Source organism: Aequorivita sp. IT1183, assembly GCF_058068265.1.
Map to the genome: position 1 here is coordinate 265000 of NZ_JBYRHS010000006.1, position 16971 is coordinate 281970.

At 36.9% G+C, this 16971-nt stretch carries 15 protein-coding genes; 11 read left to right on the forward strand and 4 right to left on the reverse strand.

The window, feature by feature from the left end:
* Positions 1-21: 21 nt before the first annotated feature.
* Entirely contained in the window at positions 22-2652 is a 2631-nt protein-coding gene (locus AC3RVF_RS13965) for a valine--tRNA ligase (RefSeq protein ID WP_489691845.1), read from the reverse strand.
* Positions 2653-2780: 128 nt separating this feature from the next.
* Between AC3RVF_RS13965 and AC3RVF_RS13970 the strand changes: the two genes are divergently transcribed.
* The gene (locus tag AC3RVF_RS13970; RefSeq protein WP_489691846.1) at positions 2781-3176 is read left to right on the forward strand and encodes a DUF1573 domain-containing protein; all 396 of its coding nucleotides are present in this window, start codon (positions 2781-2783) and stop codon (positions 3174-3176) included.
* Between the two features lie 60 nt (positions 3177-3236).
* Here AC3RVF_RS13970 and AC3RVF_RS13975 read toward each other — a convergent pair whose 3' ends face one another.
* On the reverse strand, positions 3237-4565 hold the full coding sequence (locus tag AC3RVF_RS13975) for an aspartyl protease family protein (RefSeq protein ID WP_489691847.1): 1329 nt from the start codon (positions 4563-4565) through the stop codon (positions 3237-3239).
* A gap of 114 nt (positions 4566-4679) precedes the next feature.
* Here AC3RVF_RS13975 and AC3RVF_RS13980 point away from each other — a divergent pair, with 114 nt between their 5' ends.
* Together AC3RVF_RS13980 and murB are read left to right on the forward strand one after the other, a co-directional pair.
* On the forward strand, positions 4680-5870 hold the full coding sequence (locus AC3RVF_RS13980; protein WP_489691848.1) for a pyridoxal phosphate-dependent aminotransferase: 1191 nt from the start codon (positions 4680-4682) through the stop codon (positions 5868-5870).
* A complete protein-coding gene (murB, locus tag AC3RVF_RS13985) occupies positions 5870-6883 on the forward strand; it encodes a UDP-N-acetylmuramate dehydrogenase (protein WP_489691849.1) in 1014 nt (337 codons plus the stop codon). The genes AC3RVF_RS13980 and murB overlap by 1 nt, the downstream gene beginning before the upstream one ends.
* Here the strand turns inward: murB and AC3RVF_RS13990 are convergent.
* The gene (locus AC3RVF_RS13990; RefSeq protein WP_489693619.1) at positions 6880-7503 is read right to left on the reverse strand and encodes a fasciclin domain-containing protein; all 624 of its coding nucleotides are present in this window, start codon (positions 7501-7503) and stop codon (positions 6880-6882) included. The two genes, murB and AC3RVF_RS13990, sit on opposite strands and share 4 nt — an antisense overlap.
* A 174-nt stretch (positions 7504-7677) precedes the next feature.
* Here AC3RVF_RS13990 and AC3RVF_RS13995 point away from each other — a divergent pair, with 174 nt between their 5' ends.
* The 6 genes from AC3RVF_RS13995 (at position 7678) to AC3RVF_RS14020 (ending at position 13918) form a co-directional block, all read left to right on the forward strand.
* Complete coding sequence (locus AC3RVF_RS13995; RefSeq protein ID WP_489691851.1) at positions 7678-7899, forward strand: membrane or secreted protein; 222 nt, start codon at positions 7678-7680, stop codon at positions 7897-7899.
* A gap of 92 nt (positions 7900-7991) precedes the next feature.
* Positions 7992-9086 (forward strand): glycosyltransferase, encoded by a 1095-nt coding sequence (locus AC3RVF_RS14000; RefSeq protein ID WP_489691852.1) that lies wholly within the window; start codon positions 7992-7994, stop codon positions 9084-9086.
* On the forward strand, positions 9077-9643 hold the full coding sequence (locus AC3RVF_RS14005) for an RNA polymerase sigma factor (RefSeq protein ID WP_489691853.1): 567 nt from the start codon (positions 9077-9079) through the stop codon (positions 9641-9643). Before AC3RVF_RS14000 ends, AC3RVF_RS14005 begins: the two co-directional genes overlap by 10 nt.
* 101 nt (positions 9644-9744) lie before the next feature.
* Positions 9745-10629 carry a lipoyl synthase gene (lipA, locus tag AC3RVF_RS14010; RefSeq protein WP_489693620.1) on the forward strand — a complete coding sequence of 295 codons (885 nt, stop codon included), beginning with the start codon at positions 9745-9747 and terminating at the stop codon, positions 10627-10629.
* 14 nt (positions 10630-10643) lie between these two features.
* Positions 10644-11642: a type I glyceraldehyde-3-phosphate dehydrogenase gene (gene gap, locus AC3RVF_RS14015; protein WP_489691855.1), complete on the forward strand. Its 999-nt coding sequence runs from the start codon at positions 10644-10646 to the stop codon at positions 11640-11642.
* Between the two features lie 38 nt (positions 11643-11680).
* Positions 11681-13918 (forward strand): tetratricopeptide repeat-containing hybrid sensor histidine kinase/response regulator, encoded by a 2238-nt coding sequence (locus tag AC3RVF_RS14020; protein ID WP_489693621.1) that lies wholly within the window; start codon positions 11681-11683, stop codon positions 13916-13918.
* Here AC3RVF_RS14020 and lpxK read toward each other — a convergent pair whose 3' ends face one another.
* The gene (gene lpxK / locus AC3RVF_RS14025) at positions 13919-14926 is read right to left on the reverse strand and encodes a tetraacyldisaccharide 4'-kinase (RefSeq protein ID WP_489691857.1); all 1008 of its coding nucleotides are present in this window, start codon (positions 14924-14926) and stop codon (positions 13919-13921) included.
* A gap of 123 nt (positions 14927-15049) precedes the next feature.
* On the opposite strand from lpxK, the gene AC3RVF_RS14030 reads away from it, so the two are divergent.
* Positions 15050-16144, forward strand: coding sequence for a Nif3-like dinuclear metal center hexameric protein (locus AC3RVF_RS14030; protein ID WP_489691858.1), 1095 nt, complete (start codon positions 15050-15052; stop codon positions 16142-16144).
* 3 nt (positions 16145-16147) lie between these two features.
* A complete protein-coding gene (locus tag AC3RVF_RS14035; protein WP_489691859.1) occupies positions 16148-16930 on the forward strand; it encodes a zinc ribbon domain-containing protein in 783 nt (260 codons plus the stop codon).
* Positions 16931-16971 lie beyond the last annotated feature (41 nt).

The following is a 16971-nucleotide window of genomic DNA, read 5'->3' on the forward strand; positions in this document are numbered from 1 at the left end:
GAAAAGAAATAGCTAGCTATTTTATTTCAATCCCTGGAGACTTGCCTTTAACGTTTCAATCTTCGCCAAAGCATCTGCTTCTTTTTGTTTTTCTAAGGCTACAACTTGTTCTGGAGCACCGCTTACGAAACGTTCGTTTTTAAGCTTGCCCTGTACGCTTTTTAAGAAACCTTCAGTATATTTCAACTCTTCAGAAAGTTTTGCTATTTCTTCTTCAACGTTTATAGCGCCAGCAATTGGGATGAAATATTCATTACTTTTTACACGGAAAGTTAATGCGCCATCCAGTTTTTCTGAAATGTAATTTAATTCTGAAATATTCCCGAGTTTTGAAATCACAGCATCAAATTCCTTTGAAGCATTATCATTATTTAAAACTGAAAGCTGAATTGTATCTTTAAATGAAATATTTTTCTCTTTTCGAATAGTTCTAATTCCAGAAATAACTTCGGAAGCAAATTCGAAATCTTTAATAATCTTTTCGTCGAAAGTTTCAAACTTTGGCCATTCAGAAATTATCAACGCTTCCGAAATATCGCGCTGGGTAATGTGCTGCCAAATTTCTTCAGAAATAAAAGGAACAAAAGGATGAAGCACTTTCAAGTTATCCTCCAAAACTGAAATAACTTCCAAATAAGTTTTTTCTGAAATCTTTTCGCCAAAAGGTGGTTTTACCATTTCTAATAGCCAAGAGCAGAAATCGTCCCAAACCAACTTATAAGTAGACATTAAAGCATCGCTAATTCGGTATTTACCGTAATGATCTTCAATTTCGGCAAGGGTTTTTTGAAATTTACTGCGGTACCATTGTAATGCAATTATGTCGCTTTGCGATTGTTCTTTTTCCAATGAAACTTCCCAACCATCAATTAATCTGTAAGCGTTCCAAATTTTATTTACGAAGCCACTCCCCTGTTTGCAAAGGTCTTCTTCAAACATTAAATCGTTTCCCGCTGGCGAACTAAGAAGCATCCCTACACGTACGCCATCGGCGCCATAGGTTTCCATCAAATCGATTGGATCTGGAGAGTTACCCAAAGATTTACTCATCTTTCTGCGCTGCTTATCGCGAACGATTCCGGTTAAGTAAACATTTGTGAATGGTTTTTCGTTTCTATATTCATAACCCGCGATAATCATTCGTGCTACCCAGAAAAATAATATTTCGGGAGCGGTTACCAAATCGTTGGTTGGATAGTAATAATTTATTTCTTTATTGTCAGGCTCCAAGATTCCGTTGAAAACGCTGATTGGCCATAGCCAAGATGAGAACCAAGTATCTAGTGCATCTGGGTCTTGTTTTAAGTTTTCGGCCGTAAGTTGTGGGTTGTTGGTTTTTTCTTGAGCTAGCTTTAAAGCTTCGTTCATATTTTCAGCAACCACAAAATCTTCTTTTCCGTCGCCATAGAAATATGCGGGAATTTGTTGTCCCCACCAAAGCTGGCGAGAAATATTCCAGTCGCGCACGTTTTCCATCCAGTGGCGGTAGGTATTTATAAATTTTTCGGGAACAAGATGCACTTCTTTGTCAAGTACTGCATCCAATGCTGGTTGCGCTAGTTCCTTCATTTTAAGAAACCATTGATCGCTCAATTTTGGTTCAATAACAGCACCAGTTCTCTCACTCGTACCTACTTTGTGCATATGGGTTTCAATTTTTGAAACCACGCCCATTTCTTCAAGTTCCTTTACAATTTCCTTACGTACCACAAAACGGTCTTTGCCTTCATAATGAAGACCGAAACTGTTTAAAGTTCCATTATCGTTAAGAATATCTATTATTTCAAGATTGTGTTTATCGCCCAACATTTTATCATTCTCGTCGTGGGCGGGAGTAACTTTTAAACAACCTGTTCCAAATTCAACATCTACATATTCGTCTTCAATTATAGGAATAACACGGTTGCAAACAGGAACGATTGCTTTTTTACCGCGAAGGTGTGCAAAGCGTTCATCATTCGGGTTAATACAAATTGCAGTATCGCCCAAAATGGTTTCTGGACGCGTAGTGGCGATTGTTAAAGTGTCGTCGCTACCATCAATTTTATAGTTTAAGTAATAAAGATTACCTTGTTTTTCTTCGTAAATAACCTCTTCATCAGAAAGCGTTGTTTTTGCCTGCGGATCCCAATTAACCATTCGGAAACCACGATATATATTTCCTTTTCGGTATAAATCTACAAATACCTTTATCACCGAGGCTGACATTTCTTCATCCATGGTAAACTTAGTTCGTTCCCAATCGCAGGAAGCGCCAAGTTTTTTTAATTGTTCTAGGATAATTCCGCCGTGTTTATGCGTCCATTCCCAAGCATGTTCTAAAAATTCTTCGCGAGAAAGGTTCGCTTTATCTATTCCATCTGCTTTTAGCTTCGCAACAACTTTTGCTTCTGTAGCAATAGAAGCGTGATCTGTACCAGGCACCCAACAAGCGTTAAAGCCCTGTAAACGTGCTCGACGTATTAAAACATCTTGCAGGGTGTTGTTGAGCATATGCCCCATATGTAGGACACCTGTAACGTTCGGTGGAGGTATGACGATGGTGTATGGCGTTCTTTCGTCAACTTCAGAATGGAAATAACGGTTTTCCATCCAGTAGTTATACCACTTGTTTTCAATTTCTTTTGAATTATATTTTGCTTCTAAAGCCATACATTGGTCTGGTATTTGTGTAATATGCTGCAAAAGTAATTATAACTAAAGGATAATAAAAGTGAATAAGTTATTTTGCTCATTGTTCAAAAGTTATATACTTTAGCAGATATTAAAAATATAAAATCATGAAAAAATTAGCTCTTATGGCTCTTGTTGCCTTTATCGGTTTTGCCGCTCAGGCGCAACAAGCAAAAATCAGTTTCAAGGAAGACACCGTGGATTACGGTACTATTGCAAAAGGTAGTGACGGAGTTCGTGTATTTGAATTCACTAATACTGGCGATGCCCCGCTTATTATTAGTGATGTAAAATCCAGCTGTGGCTGTACGGTACCTAAAAAACCAGATGGACCTATTGCACCCGGTGCAAGTAGTACCATTCAAGTAAAGTACGACACAAACCGTGTTGGGCCGATTAGAAAAACTATTACAGTTTATTCTAACGCCAGCGAACCAATGGTTGCTTTAAAAATTAAAGGTGAAGTAATGAATGATTCGTCAAGTGTGCTGGAAAAAAGCTAGAAAACTTTACTTATTATAAATCAAATCCGGTGGAAGCAAATTGCTTTTACCGGATTTTTTTTAGAATACACTTTTTAGATAAAACTTCACCTTATTAATGTAACCCCCTCTTTTTACTTCCATAGATACTCTTTTACCTTCATCTGTGGAAAACATGGCTATTAACTCGTATAATTTGAATTGATAACAAGGCTTCCCGTTAATAGTAATAATTTCATCTCCATTTTGAATCCCTGCTAATGCCGCGGGAGAGTCTTTGCGCACATCTACCACAACATATTTCGGCACAAGTGAAAAGTGAACTTCCGTAGTAATGGAAATACTATTCATTGTTAAACTCTCATTATAGTTTTCCCGATTTGTATTAACAGAGGCTTGGCGTTCTTCCCTTATAAGTTCTACACCTTCGTGCTCTAAAGTTAAACCACTCATATTATAATTGAAAGGTTCATTAAATTTTCGGTTTTTCTTGAAGCGCACCAACTGGTTGCCATAGTCGAAAGTTACTGTAAACCGACTCAGAAAACCACCACCAACACTGCCATCACGCTCTTCATAATAACGCGCTTTCCGAATAGCATCCTCTTCAGGAAAGGAGGTGTTTACATCGTTTAAGTGAAAACTCCCAACGGACAAACCTGGAATTCTAGTACGCTTACCGAAAATGTTACCACTAAGTCCGAGGCCTAAAAAATCATTAAAATAATTCTTGGGAGATTCTTTTATAAAATCGCGATTGTCAAAAATCCACATTACGTCACTCGAGCCAGAATCTACTAATAGCGTAACTTTTTCCTTTAAATTTTCAGATTCAATTAATAGCGAAATATAGGGTTTCCCACCCACAAAATTTAGCGGTAAATCTTCACATTTTTTGCAAGGCTTCAACGTGTATTTCTTAGAATTATAAATAGTTATAATTTGCGTTGAATAATTAATCTTCACAATAAAATTCTTAAAAAACTCATTACCTAAAATGCCGTGCACCGGAATTCCCATTCTTGGTGAAAAATTCAGCGAGCTATCAAAAATTATATATATTTTGTGGTTCGTGTCTATCGCGTTACCCACCTTCACTTTATTCTCCAAACTTTTTAAAGCTTCCACAGAGCCCCCAGAACCTAAACCTTGCAAAAGCACTGGTGTAGTATTACGAAGTTGAATACTATCTGCCTGTTCTAAGCTAAAAAGTATGGTAGATTTTACACCAGTATCGAGTATAAAGGAAAGTGGGGTGCCGTTAATTTCTAATTGAATTATTGGTACGTTGTTAACCAATTTAAAAGGAATTCGATCTTTCTTTTTATTGTTTAGAAGAAAAAATCCAGGTTGGGCCACTAATGAAGCAGAAAAACTAAATAAAAACCATAAGATTAGATATTTATACAAAATTTTAAGAATTACCTTGAAAACACTTGAAGGTATAAAAAAAAGGCGAATGTTGTATTGGGCACTATGGAATTATAAAATATATTTCGCAACTTTGCCTCAAAATAAACCACTATGCCTTCAGTTTCAAATAAAGGGAAACACATGCCGGAATCACCCATCCGCAAGTTGGTGCCCTACGCCGAAAAAGCGTACAAAGCAAACAAAACCGTTTATCACCTAAACATTGGTCAACCCGATATTAAATCGCCAGAAATTGCGATGGAAGCTGTGGCAAACCATAATTTGGAGATTCTTGCATACACTCGTTCCGAAGGTTCGCAGGAGTATCGCGAGAAAATTGCAAAATATTATCAAAAAAACAACATCCCCGTTGAAGCGCAGGATCTAATAGTTACCACAGGCGGAAGTGAAGCACTATTGTTTGCAATGGGCACCATCGCTGATGCTGGCGACGAAATAATTATTCCAGAACCATTTTATGCCAATTACAACGGTTTCGCAACAGCCACCGATGTAAAGATTGTTCCCGTTATTTCAAAAATTGAAGACAACTTTGCCTTACCTGCTATTGCAGAGTTTGAAAAACTTATTACTCCGAGAACAAAGGCTATCTTAATTTGTAACCCCGGAAATCCTACAGGTTATCTTTATTCTAAAGAAGAAATACAATCCTTAGCAAAACTCGTAAAAAAGCATGATTTGTACTTGGTTGCAGATGAAGTATATCGTGAGTTTACCTACGATGGCTCTAAGCACTACTCAATTCTTGAAGAAGAAAGCTTGGCAGAATATGGAATCATCATCGATTCTGTTTCCAAAAGATATAGTATGTGTGGCGCCCGTATAGGTTGTTTGGTATCCAAAAACAAAGAGGTAATTGCTACAGCGCTTAAATTTGCACAGGCACGTTTAAGTCCACCAACTTTTGCACAGATTGCCAGTGAAGCAGCACTACAAACCCCGCAGAGCTATTTTGACAATGTTAAAACAGAATATCAAGATCGCAGAAATACATTAGTGGCGGCATTAAAAGAAATTCCTGGCGTTGTTGTTGGCGAGCCTAAAGGCGCTTTTTACTGCATCGTTCAGTTGCCCGTAAAAAATAGTGATAAATTTGCGCAATGGTTGTTAGAAGATTTTGACGACAACGGCGAAACTATTATGGTTGCTCCAGCGGCAGGGTTTTACTCTACCCCGGGCGTTGGTTTAAACCAAGTACGTATTGCTTACGTTCTGAAAAAAGAAAGCCTTATTAGAGCGGTAAAAATCTTAAAAATTGCGCTTCAAAAATATAAGGATTAATGCGGGTTGAAGAAAACAAATCGCTTAAACTTTACAATACATTTGGAATAGCTAGCAATGCGCGCTATTTCTCTTCGGTGGAAACCATTGAAGAACTTAAACAGGTACTTTCCAAAAAACCTTCTGAAGAACTATTTATACTCGGCGGTGGCAGTAATATGCTGCTCACCGCCGATTTAAATGCATTTGTACTTCACGTAAATTTAAAGGGAATTGAAATTCTAAAAGAAACCGAAACTGAAGTTTTCGTAAAAGCAATGGCTGGCGAAAACTGGCACGAGTTTGTTCAGTATTGCATCGCGAAAGATTTTGGCGGGTTAGAAAACCTCTCCTTAATTCCTGGAAATGTGGGTACAGCGCCCATTCAAAATATTGGAGCTTATGGCGCGGAGTTGAAAGACACTTTCGAAAGCTGTAATACGGTTGAAATAGACACTTTAAAAGAACGAAAATTCAGCAAAGCCGAATGCGCTTTTGAATACCGAAATTCAATCTTCAAAAATGCTGCGAAGGGAAAATATATTATTACTAGCGTAACTTTTCGGCTAACAAAAAAGAATCATAAAACGAGTATTTCTTACGGCGACATTCAAAAGAATTTAGCTGAAAGAAAAATTGAAGTTCCTACTATAAAAGATATTTCAGAAGCGGTTATTGCAATTCGCCAATCAAAACTTCCAGATCCGAAAGTTTTGGGAAACAGTGGTAGTTTTTTTAAAAACCCTGTAGTTGATTCTGAAACATTTCAAGCATTCCGAAGAAATTTTCCAGAAGCACCATTTTACGAAGTTTCACCCACCGAATTTAAAATTCCGGCAGGTTGGTTAATCGAAAAAGCAGGATTTAAAGGCCAGCGTTTTGGCGAGGCAGGCGTTCATAAAAATCAAGCTTTGGTTTTGGTAAATTATGGCAACGCCACCGGAAAACAAATATGGCAGCTCGCAATGGATATTCAAAAAAAGGTAAAGGAAATGACGGGTATTTTTATTGAGCCCGAAGTAAATGTATTTTAGTTCGCGTTTAGCACACCGTCAATAATATAAACCATTCCGTTCGATCCCTCTACACCAACACTTGTAACCTTAGCACTTCCTGATTTCCCGTCAGAAAGAACTATGTCTTCACCAGATTTCGTTGCTGTTAAAGTAGTTCCTGCCAAAGTTTTTAGTTTTGCTTTTCCGCTTTTTCCAATAGCTTGCAGCAAGGTTTCTTTATCCATTTTTCCCACAACAATATGCGATTTCAGCATTTCTTCTAACTTTGCTCTGTTTTCTTGAATTGAATAGAACTTTGTGCGTTCAGCAGTTAAGGATTCCACCGCTGTATTTGATGGTCCAAAAACAGTAAATGCTCCTTCGTTTGACAATTGATCGGTCAACGCAGCCGTTACAAGATAACTCGCAAACCTCTTCAATTGGGGTTCGTTCATTACGCGCGCCATTACACTTTGTAGCAATGCAATATCTGCCGGTGTTAAATCTTTTTTCGCTGCGCGTCTTATAGTAGTATCTACCGGCACCTGTGTAGTAACATTTTCAACATCGCTATTTTTGCTATCCTGCGTTTCGTTTTTACACGAAATAGTTAATAGAGTGAACATTGCTATGGATAAGAAAGTAATTGATTTCAGCATCGTTAAAATATTTAAAATGAAGGCTAAAAATACTTAAATTCCGAGGACAACGACAAGAAAGATTGTATTTTTGTGGCCTAATTTAAAGTGATGAAATGCCCATCACAATTTTGAATCTATAGACGGTTATTTTTTGGGCATAACAGCTACACTTTTTATCAAATATCTTTAGATATGAAACTTTTACTTATCACATTAGTATTATTATTACTTGGCGTTGCAGGTATTGCAATAAAAATTTGGGCTAAAAAAGATGGAAAATTTGCTGGAACTTGCGCTAGCCAAAGTCCGTTTTTGAATAAAGAAGGCCAAGCTTGCGGATTCTGTGGAAAAACCCCAGACCAGTTTGAAAACTGTGCAGAGGAAAGCCACAAACCAGAAGCACCGTCAGAATAATTATCAATTTCAAGAATATAAATTAAAGCGCAAACGCGCCTAACTAAAATCATCTCCCGATTAAGTTATTGGGACTTCAATCGTAAATCTTTATGGTGCTACTTTACGTTTTCGGCGCAGTTGCGTTGATTAACTGCGCTTACTACCTCCTCTTTTCGAAATTTGCTTTTCTAAAAACTGCAAAGAAAATTACTTCGGATAACCACTCTATTTCATTAATAATTTGCGCCAAAAACGAAGCCGAAAATCTTCAAAAGCACATTCCGCTTTGGCAACAACAGAATTATCCAAACTTCGATATTATACTTATCAATGATGCTTCAGTGGACGACACCTTAGAAGTAATGGAAGCTTTTGCCGAAAATGATACCCGCATTCAAATTGTAAACGTAAAAAATAACGAAGCCTTTTGGGCAAACAAAAAATATGCCCTTACATTGGGTATAAAACGTTCAAAAAACACACGACTCGTTTTCAGCGATGCCGATTGCTATCCCGCCAGTAATGAATGGTTAGCCACAATGGCCAGTAAATTTTCAAACGAAAATCAATTGGTTTTAGGCTATGGAGCTTATGAAAAGCAACCAGGATTTCTAAATAAAATGATCCGCTTTGAAACGCTGATGACAGCAGTGCAATATTTCTCGTACGCAAAAGCGGGAAATCCATATATGGGCGTGGGTAGAAACCTAGCTTATACAAGCGAATTGTTCTACGACACTAAAGGTTTTATGAGCCATATGAAAATTCCATCGGGCGATGACGATCTTTTTGTAAATGAAGCAGCAACTTCAAAAAACGTTGCTATTTGCACCGAGGCAGAAGCATTTACATATTCAATTCCGAAGAAGAAAAAGAAAAAATGGCTCACTCAAAAAAAGAGACATTATTCTACTGCCAAACTTTACAAACCCAAGCACCGTATACTTTTAGGCGCCTATTATACTTTTAATTTCCTTTTCTGGCCGCTAGCAATTATAACGCTATTTACTGAATATTGGATTTTTGGACTTGCAATAACCTTTATCAGGTTTTTAGTGCAATATATTATTATTGGCAACGCCGCAAAAAAACTAAAAGAACAAGATTTGGTTCCTTTTATTCCTTTATATGAATTGTTTTTGGTTGTAACACAATTGAGTATCTTTATTTCCAACAGAGGCGAAAAAAATTCGCGATGGAAATGACTTCAGAAGAAATAGGGCTCCAAATTGAAAAGGCGAAAAAAGGAAGGCAGGGTGCTTTCAAATTTCTCTTAGATTATTATTGGAACGAAGTTTATGGCTTTCAACTTAAAAGAGTTCGCAATGAGCACGAAGCCGAAGATATAACTATTGAAACCTTTGCAAAAGCATTCGATAAAATTGAAAAATTTGACGAAAACTACGCATTTTCTACTTGGCTTGTTACGATTTCAAAAAACATTCAGATAGACCGCTCTCGAAAAAAAAATGCCTCTATTTATTCAAACACCACAGATGCCTTTAACGAACAGGTTCACAAAATTGCCGACCACGCTCCCACTCCAGAAGACAAATTAATACGAGAGCAAAATCTCGCAGAACTTCTACGTTACATTAAGTTATTAAAACCACATTATCAGGAAGTAATTAATCTTCGTTATTTTCAGGAAATGAGTTATAATGAAATCTCCGAATCACTTGAAGAGCCGCTAAATAACGTAAAAGTACGGCTATTGAGAGCTCGAAAACTTCTTGCAGAAATTATTACGCAAAAAGATTAAAACACTCAAATTCCGAATAAAAATTCAAATTTCTAATTCCAAAAAAATGGCGTAATCCATTGGGGCGTTAGGGGGCTTTTTTTCGTACTTTTGCTTCCTATATGAGCACAGAAACTTTGGAAATTCAAAAGACACCCGGAACCTCGGGACCGAAGCCAAAATGGCTACGCGTTAAACTTCCCACCGGGAAAAAATATACCGAACTCCGCGGCTTGGTAGACAAGTATAAATTAAATACCATCTGCGCCTCTGGAAGTTGCCCAAACATGGGCGAATGTTGGGGAGAGGGTACTGCAACCTTTATGATTTTAGGGAATACTTGTACTCGTTCTTGTGGATTTTGCGGCGTAAAAACCGGAAGACCCGAAACTGTGGATTGGGACGAACCTGAAAAGGTAGCACGCTCTATTAAAATCATGAAAATTAAACACGCGGTTGTAACTTCGGTAGATCGTGATGATTTAAAAGATATGGGGTCTATAATTTGGGCCGAAACAGTAAAGGCGATTCGCAGAATGAATCCTGAAACTACTTTGGAAACTTTAATCCCAGATTTTCAAGGAAACACTCGCAACATAGATAGAATAATTGCAGTAAAACCAGAAGTGATAAGTCACAATATGGAAACTGTAAAGCGCCTAACCCGCGAAGTGCGGATACAAGCTAAATACGAACGTAGCCTTGAGGTTTTAAATTATTTGAAACTATCTGGATTGCCGCGAACCAAAAGTGGTATTATGCTCGGTTTGGGCGAAAAGGAAGACGAAGTTTTCCAAACGATGGAAGATTTAAGAAACATAGGTTTAGATATTTTAACCATCGGGCAATATTTGCAACCTTCAAAAAAACACCTTCCGGTAAAAGAATTTATTACCCCAGAGCAATTCAAAATATATGAAACCGTAGGTTTAGAGATGGGTTTCCGCCACGTAGAAAGTGGTGCTTTAGTGCGGTCTTCGTATAAAGCGCAAAAACATCTTACCTAATTAGTATTTCTGAAATGGACAAAAAAATAACGGTAGGTATCAATGGTTTTGGTCGCATTGGCCGCAATGTGTTTAGATTATTGCTCAACCATCCTTCCATAAAAGTTGTGGCAGTTAACGATTTGGCAGATACTCGAACGTTGAGCCATCTATTAAAATACGACAGCATTCACGGCGTTTTAAAGGAAGAAATTGTACATACTGAAAACCAAATTATCGTTGCCGGAAATAAAGTCACGTTTACTTCAGAAAAAAACATTGAAGCCATTTCATGGGGCAACGTAGATGTTGTTATAGAAAGTACGGGCAAGTTTAAGACCAAAAGTCAGCTTGAAAATCATTTAAAAAATGGCGCTAAAAAAGTTATTCTTAGCGTCCCACCCGAGGATGATGACATAAAAACAGTAGTTCTTGGCGTAAATGATTCTATTCTCGAACCAGACGATTTAATAATTTCGAATGCATCTTGTACCACCAACAATGCCGCACCAATGCTCAAAATTATAAACGAGCTTTGTGGTATTGAGCAGGCGTATATTACAACGGTTCACAGTTATACAACAGATCAGAGTTTGCACGATCAGCCACATCGAGATCTTCGCAGAGCTCGTGCAGCTGGACAATCCATTGTTCCTACTACAACGGGAGCCGCAAAGGCGCTAACGAAAATCTTCCCAGAATTATCCGACGTGATTGGGGGTTGCGGAATTCGCGTTCCAGTGCCGGATGGCTCTTTAACAGATATAACACTAAACGTAAAAAGAGAAGTTTCTATTGAAGAGATAAACGAAGCCTTTAAAAAAGCTGCTGAAAACTCTTTAGCCGGAATACTTGAATATACCGAAGACCCTATTGTTTCCATAGATATTGTTGGCAATCCACACTCATGTATTTTTGATGCAGGAATGACTTCGGTAATTGGGAAAATGGTGAAAATAATTGGTTGGTACGACAATGAAATCGGCTATTCAGCTAGAATTGTTGATTTAATAGAAAGAATTTCTGTGAAATAACTATATTTATTGACTTCTTAAACCAACAAATGCGCCAATTGATTCTAAAATACAAAATCTTCTTGCCTCTTATTTTGTGTTTACTGATTTCAGTTAAGTCATTTTCCATTCAAATAGAAGATACCATTGTAACCATAAAACAGTTGCAGTTTTCGGCAAGTAAAGCCGTGGAAGCTGAAAAATTTATGGAGGCTATTAAACATCTTAACGATGCCAATAAGCTTGCATCTATTCCGAAATATAAAAGTTACAAAACAGATGTAGAGCTTAATATAGCCGAGCTTTATTATAAATTGGAGTATTTTGAAAAGGCAAAAGAAGAGACCGAGAAAGCGATTGCGAACGGAGAAATTTATAAAAATACTTTTAAGCAGGGAAAAGCTTATAATCTTTATGCCTTAATTCTAATTTCTCAAGGTAAGACTGCCAAAGCTGAAATATATCTAGATAAAGCAGATTCTATTTACACTGTACTTAACGCCCGAAATAGTAAAGCAGATTTTCTTTATGGCAAAGGATTACTAGAACACCGTCTTGGAAATTACGCCGAGGCCATTAAGTATTTAAAAAGCGCAGCAAATGATTTTAAAACTCAACAATTGCCTTATCAAGAGGCAATTGCGTATTGCAATCTTGCAGACGCACTTTCACTTATAGATCCGTCCACCTACCCATCTCCTTTGACAGAAGCAAAAATACTTTTAAAGTATGCTACTGATATTGCATCCGATAAAGGGTACACAAAAATACTGATAGAAAATCACCGAATCAATTCACAAATTTTTATTGCAGAGAAAAAGAGTTCTCAAGCTGAAGAGGAGTTTAAATTTTATTTAGCTCAAAAAGACTCGCTGCGTCAAGTACATTTAAAAGCAATTGAGCGTGGATTAAAGGAAGAATCTGACATTGGCGACTTAAATCTAATTATTGAAAATCAGCAAAACGATTTAAAGAAGCAAGATAAATCGTTGTTTTTTGGCAAACTTACAGGCTGGCTTAGTATAGCTTTAATTCTAATTTTGTCACTTTTAACGCTTTCACTTTATAAAAACAACAATCTAAGAGCGAAGGCTAACGAACTTTTACAAGACAAAAATACTGAACTTCAAGAAGCAAAAGAAAATGCAGAACGCGCCTCGCAAGCCAAAGCTCAGTTTCTCTCTACAATTACGCATGAATTACGAACCCCAATGTACACTGTAACTGGTTTAACCCATTTACTTTTGGAAGAAGACCCCAAACCAGAACAAAAAGAACACCTAAATTCCCTTAAATTTTCTGGAGAATATTTGCTTTCGTTAATCAATAATATTTTAGACCTCAACAAACTGGAGGCAAATAAAGTGGAGATTGAAAAAGTTCCTTTCAATTTAAAGAAGCGAATAGACGGCGTTTTAATAGCTTTAAAAAAATCTGCCGAGGCCAAAAACAACAACCTAAACTATGATTACGACACTACACTCCCAAATATAGTATTAGGCGATTCTTTAAAAATTTCTCAGATTTTAATCAATCTTATTAGTAATTCAATCAAGTTTACAGAAAACGGTGATATATGGGTTCGGATAGTAAGCGCCGAAAAATCTGCAAAGAAAGTAGTAGTTCATTTTGAAGTTGAAGATACTGGAGACGGTATTTCAAAAAAGAAACAAAACACAATTTTCGAATCATTTTCGCAAGGATCACTTCAAATAAATAGAAAATACGGCGGCACCGGATTAGGACTTTCCATTGTGAAAAACCTCTTAGAACTTATGGGAAGTAAGATATTTCTGGAGAGTAAATTGGGTGAAGGTTCCAAGTTTTGGTTTAATATAAGTTATGATATCGCCGAGGTTGAAAAGGATAGTAAAAACATTAAAAACTTAGAAGTAGTTGTTGAAAGTAATATGCTCGAAGATAAAAAGGTTTTGATTGTTGAAGACAACAAAATTAACCAAATGATTACCAAGAAAATTCTCGAGAAGAAGAAAATGATCTGTACCGTTGTAGATAATGGAATGGATGCAATAGCGAATGTAAAAGAGACCGACTTCGACGTTATATTAATGGATATTCACATGCCTGGAATAAGCGGAATTGAGGCTACTAGAAAGATTCGTGAGTTCAATAAAACTGTTCCTATTATTGCATTAACGGCAATAACTATTGAGGAAAATTTGGAAGATTTCTACAAAGCAGGTTTCAATGAATTTATCCCAAAACCCTTCAACGCCGAAGATTTCTTCGAAAAAATTAATCGCGCCATTCGCGGCAATGAATTTTTAATAAAGTAACTACTTCTTCAACGCTACCGCACTTTTAATTCTACTTTTAAAAGCGGCCTCGGCATCATTTAGAATCACCGTTTTTATTGGTAAATAATAAATTTCCGTTGTGCTAGCAATTGGTTGCAACCGCATAAAATCTTTTTCGGTAGTAAGTATCAATGGTTGTTTTTTCAACTCATCCATTTCAGAAATAGTGAAATTATGATGGTCAGCAAAAGTCTTTTCTTCAAAACGCAACCCTTCATTTTTTAAATACGAAATCAGAGGCTTCGGATTGGCAATTCCAGTTACTAAAACGAACTCTCGGTGGGCCAAATACGATAGCGGTTTTTGTTCGTTGCCGTTATAAATTTCAGAATCATAACCAATTTTTGAAAAATAGATTTCTTGATTGTTTTTGGGTTTTAGATTAAGTTTTATTGTGTCAATTGTAGATTCGCTTATATTTTCTGGACATTTTGTTACCACAATTACATCGGCACGTTTTGCTCCAAATTTAGGTTCGCGCAGATTACCCGTTGGAAGCATACAATCCTTTATATACAACGAATCAAAAGACGTTAATAAAATATTCAGCGAAGCCTTAACTTTTCTATGCTGAAAAGCATCATCGAGTAAAATTACCTCAGCGGTATTCTGCAATTTTTCAATACCTGTTTGTCGATCTTCGCAGACAGCAACGCTAATCTCAGGAAATTTCTTTTTAAACTGAAGTGGTTCGTCCCCCACTTCTTCTACAGAATCGCATGATAAAACATTACGATATCCCGTAGTTTTTCTTTTATATCCACGGCTTAAAACTGCAATTCTATGGTCATTTTTTAAAAATGAAACGAGCAATTCTATCATCGGCGATTTTCCCGTTCCGCCCGTAGATAGGTTTCCCACGCAAATAACTGGAATATCGTATGCTTTACTTTTAAGCCAGTTATTATCGTAAAGCCAATTACGCAGCGCCGTAATACCACCGTATAACAACGAAAAGGGAAAAAGAAGTTTTCGGAGCAAATTCATTTCACGAAAGTACAAATTCCCACGAAAGTGGAAATCTACACTGCAAACATTTCGAAATTTTAAGTGGAGCCCATTTTCTTCAAAAATTATTTAAACTACTATCTTTACTGAAACTATAAAAAAATGAAGGTAAAGGAAGTCATTTCGCTCCTCGAGCAACTCTCACCACTCTCTTATTCCGAAGGTTTTGATAACACGGGTTTGCTCGTTGGCGATGCAAATGCAACTATTACAGGAGTATTGGTAACGCTCGATACGTTAGAAGCTGTGGTGGATGAAGCCATTGAAAAAAACTGCAACTTAATCGTTAGCTTTCACCCAATTATTTTTTCTGGATTGAAAAAAATCACAGGCAAAACATACGTTGAACGGGTAGTTCAAAAAGCAATAAAAAACGATATTGCCATTTTTTCAAACCATACGGCACTGGACAATTCCTGGAATGGAGTGAATGCAATGATTTGCGAAAAACTCGGACTAATTAAAGGATCGGTTTTAATTCCACAAAAAGAAACGATTAAAAAACTCATCACTTTTGTGCCGTCAAAAAATGCTGAAAAAGTGCGAAATGCACTATTTGCAGCTGGTGCCGGAAGCATAGGCAATTATGAAAACTGCAGTTTTAATATTCAAGGCAGCGGAAGTTTTAAAGGAAATAAAGATTCAAACCCCGTTATTGGCACGAAAGGGAAGATTCACTTTGAAGAAGAAACACAGATAGGAATTACTTATGCGAAACATCTTCAAAGCCATATTTTAAAGGCACTTTTTGAAGCGCATCCATACGAAGAAGTTGCTTATGAGATTACTACACTAGAAAATTCAAATCAACATTTGGGTTCAGGAATGATAGGTGAATTTAAAAATGCGATGGATGAAACTGAATTTCTGCAATTTTTGAAAAAAACCATGAAAACAGATTGTGTACGTCATTCAGCACTATTAAATAAGCCTATTAAAAAGGTTGCTGTGCTCGGCGGAAGCGGTAGTTTTGCTATTGACAGTGCAAAAAACGCTGGAGCTGACGCTTTTATTTCGGCAGATTTCAAATATCACGACTTCTTTAAGGCTGAAAACACTATGCTTTTGGCTGATATTGGGCATTATGAAAGTGAACAATACACAAAAGATCTTTTACATTCTTTCCTTAAGAAAAAAATGACTAATTTTGCAGTCCTTTTATCACAAACAAATACCAATCCTATTAGCTATTTATAATTTATGGCAACAAAAACCGAAGTTACTGTTGAAGAGAAGTTAAGAGCACTTTATGACCTTCAGCTTATTGATTCAAGAATAGATGAAATTAGAAATGTTCGCGGTGAACTTCCTCTAGAAGTAGAAGATCTTGAAGACGAAGTAGCAGGAATGAACACTCGTTTGGAAAAACTTAAATCTGATCTTGAAATTATTGAAGATCAAATTAAAGAAAAGAAGAACAACATCGAAGAGTCTAAGACTCTGATGAAAAAATATGCTACCCAGCAGGACAACGTTCGCAATAATCGCGAATACAACTCCTTAACCAAAGAAATTGAATTCCAAGAACTTGAAATTCAACTTGCAGATAAGAATATCAAAGAATATCGCGCACAGATTGAGCAAAAAAGTCAGGTAATCGAAGAAACTAAAACACGTTTCGACGAACGCTCTGAGCACTTGAAGCACAAACAAAGCGAGCTTGATGAAATCTTAAAAGAGACTGAAAAGGAAGAGCAAACGCTACTAAAGCAATCTGAAAATTACGAAACTCAGATCGAGCCACGCCTTATAAAAGCATACAAAAGAATCCGTACAAATGTAAAAAACGGCTTGGCAGTAGTTGCTGTAGAGCGCGGTGCATCTGGAGGTTCTTTCTTTACCATTCCACCACAAGTGCAAATGGAAATTGCTGGTCGTAAAAAAATTATTACAGACGAACACAGTGGCCGTATTTTGGTTGATCCAGATTTAGCTACAGAAGAACGCGAAAAAATGGAAGCTTTGTTTACCAAGCTTAAATAAGCGTCTAAAATTTATTATAACAAAGCCTTCACATAAAGTGA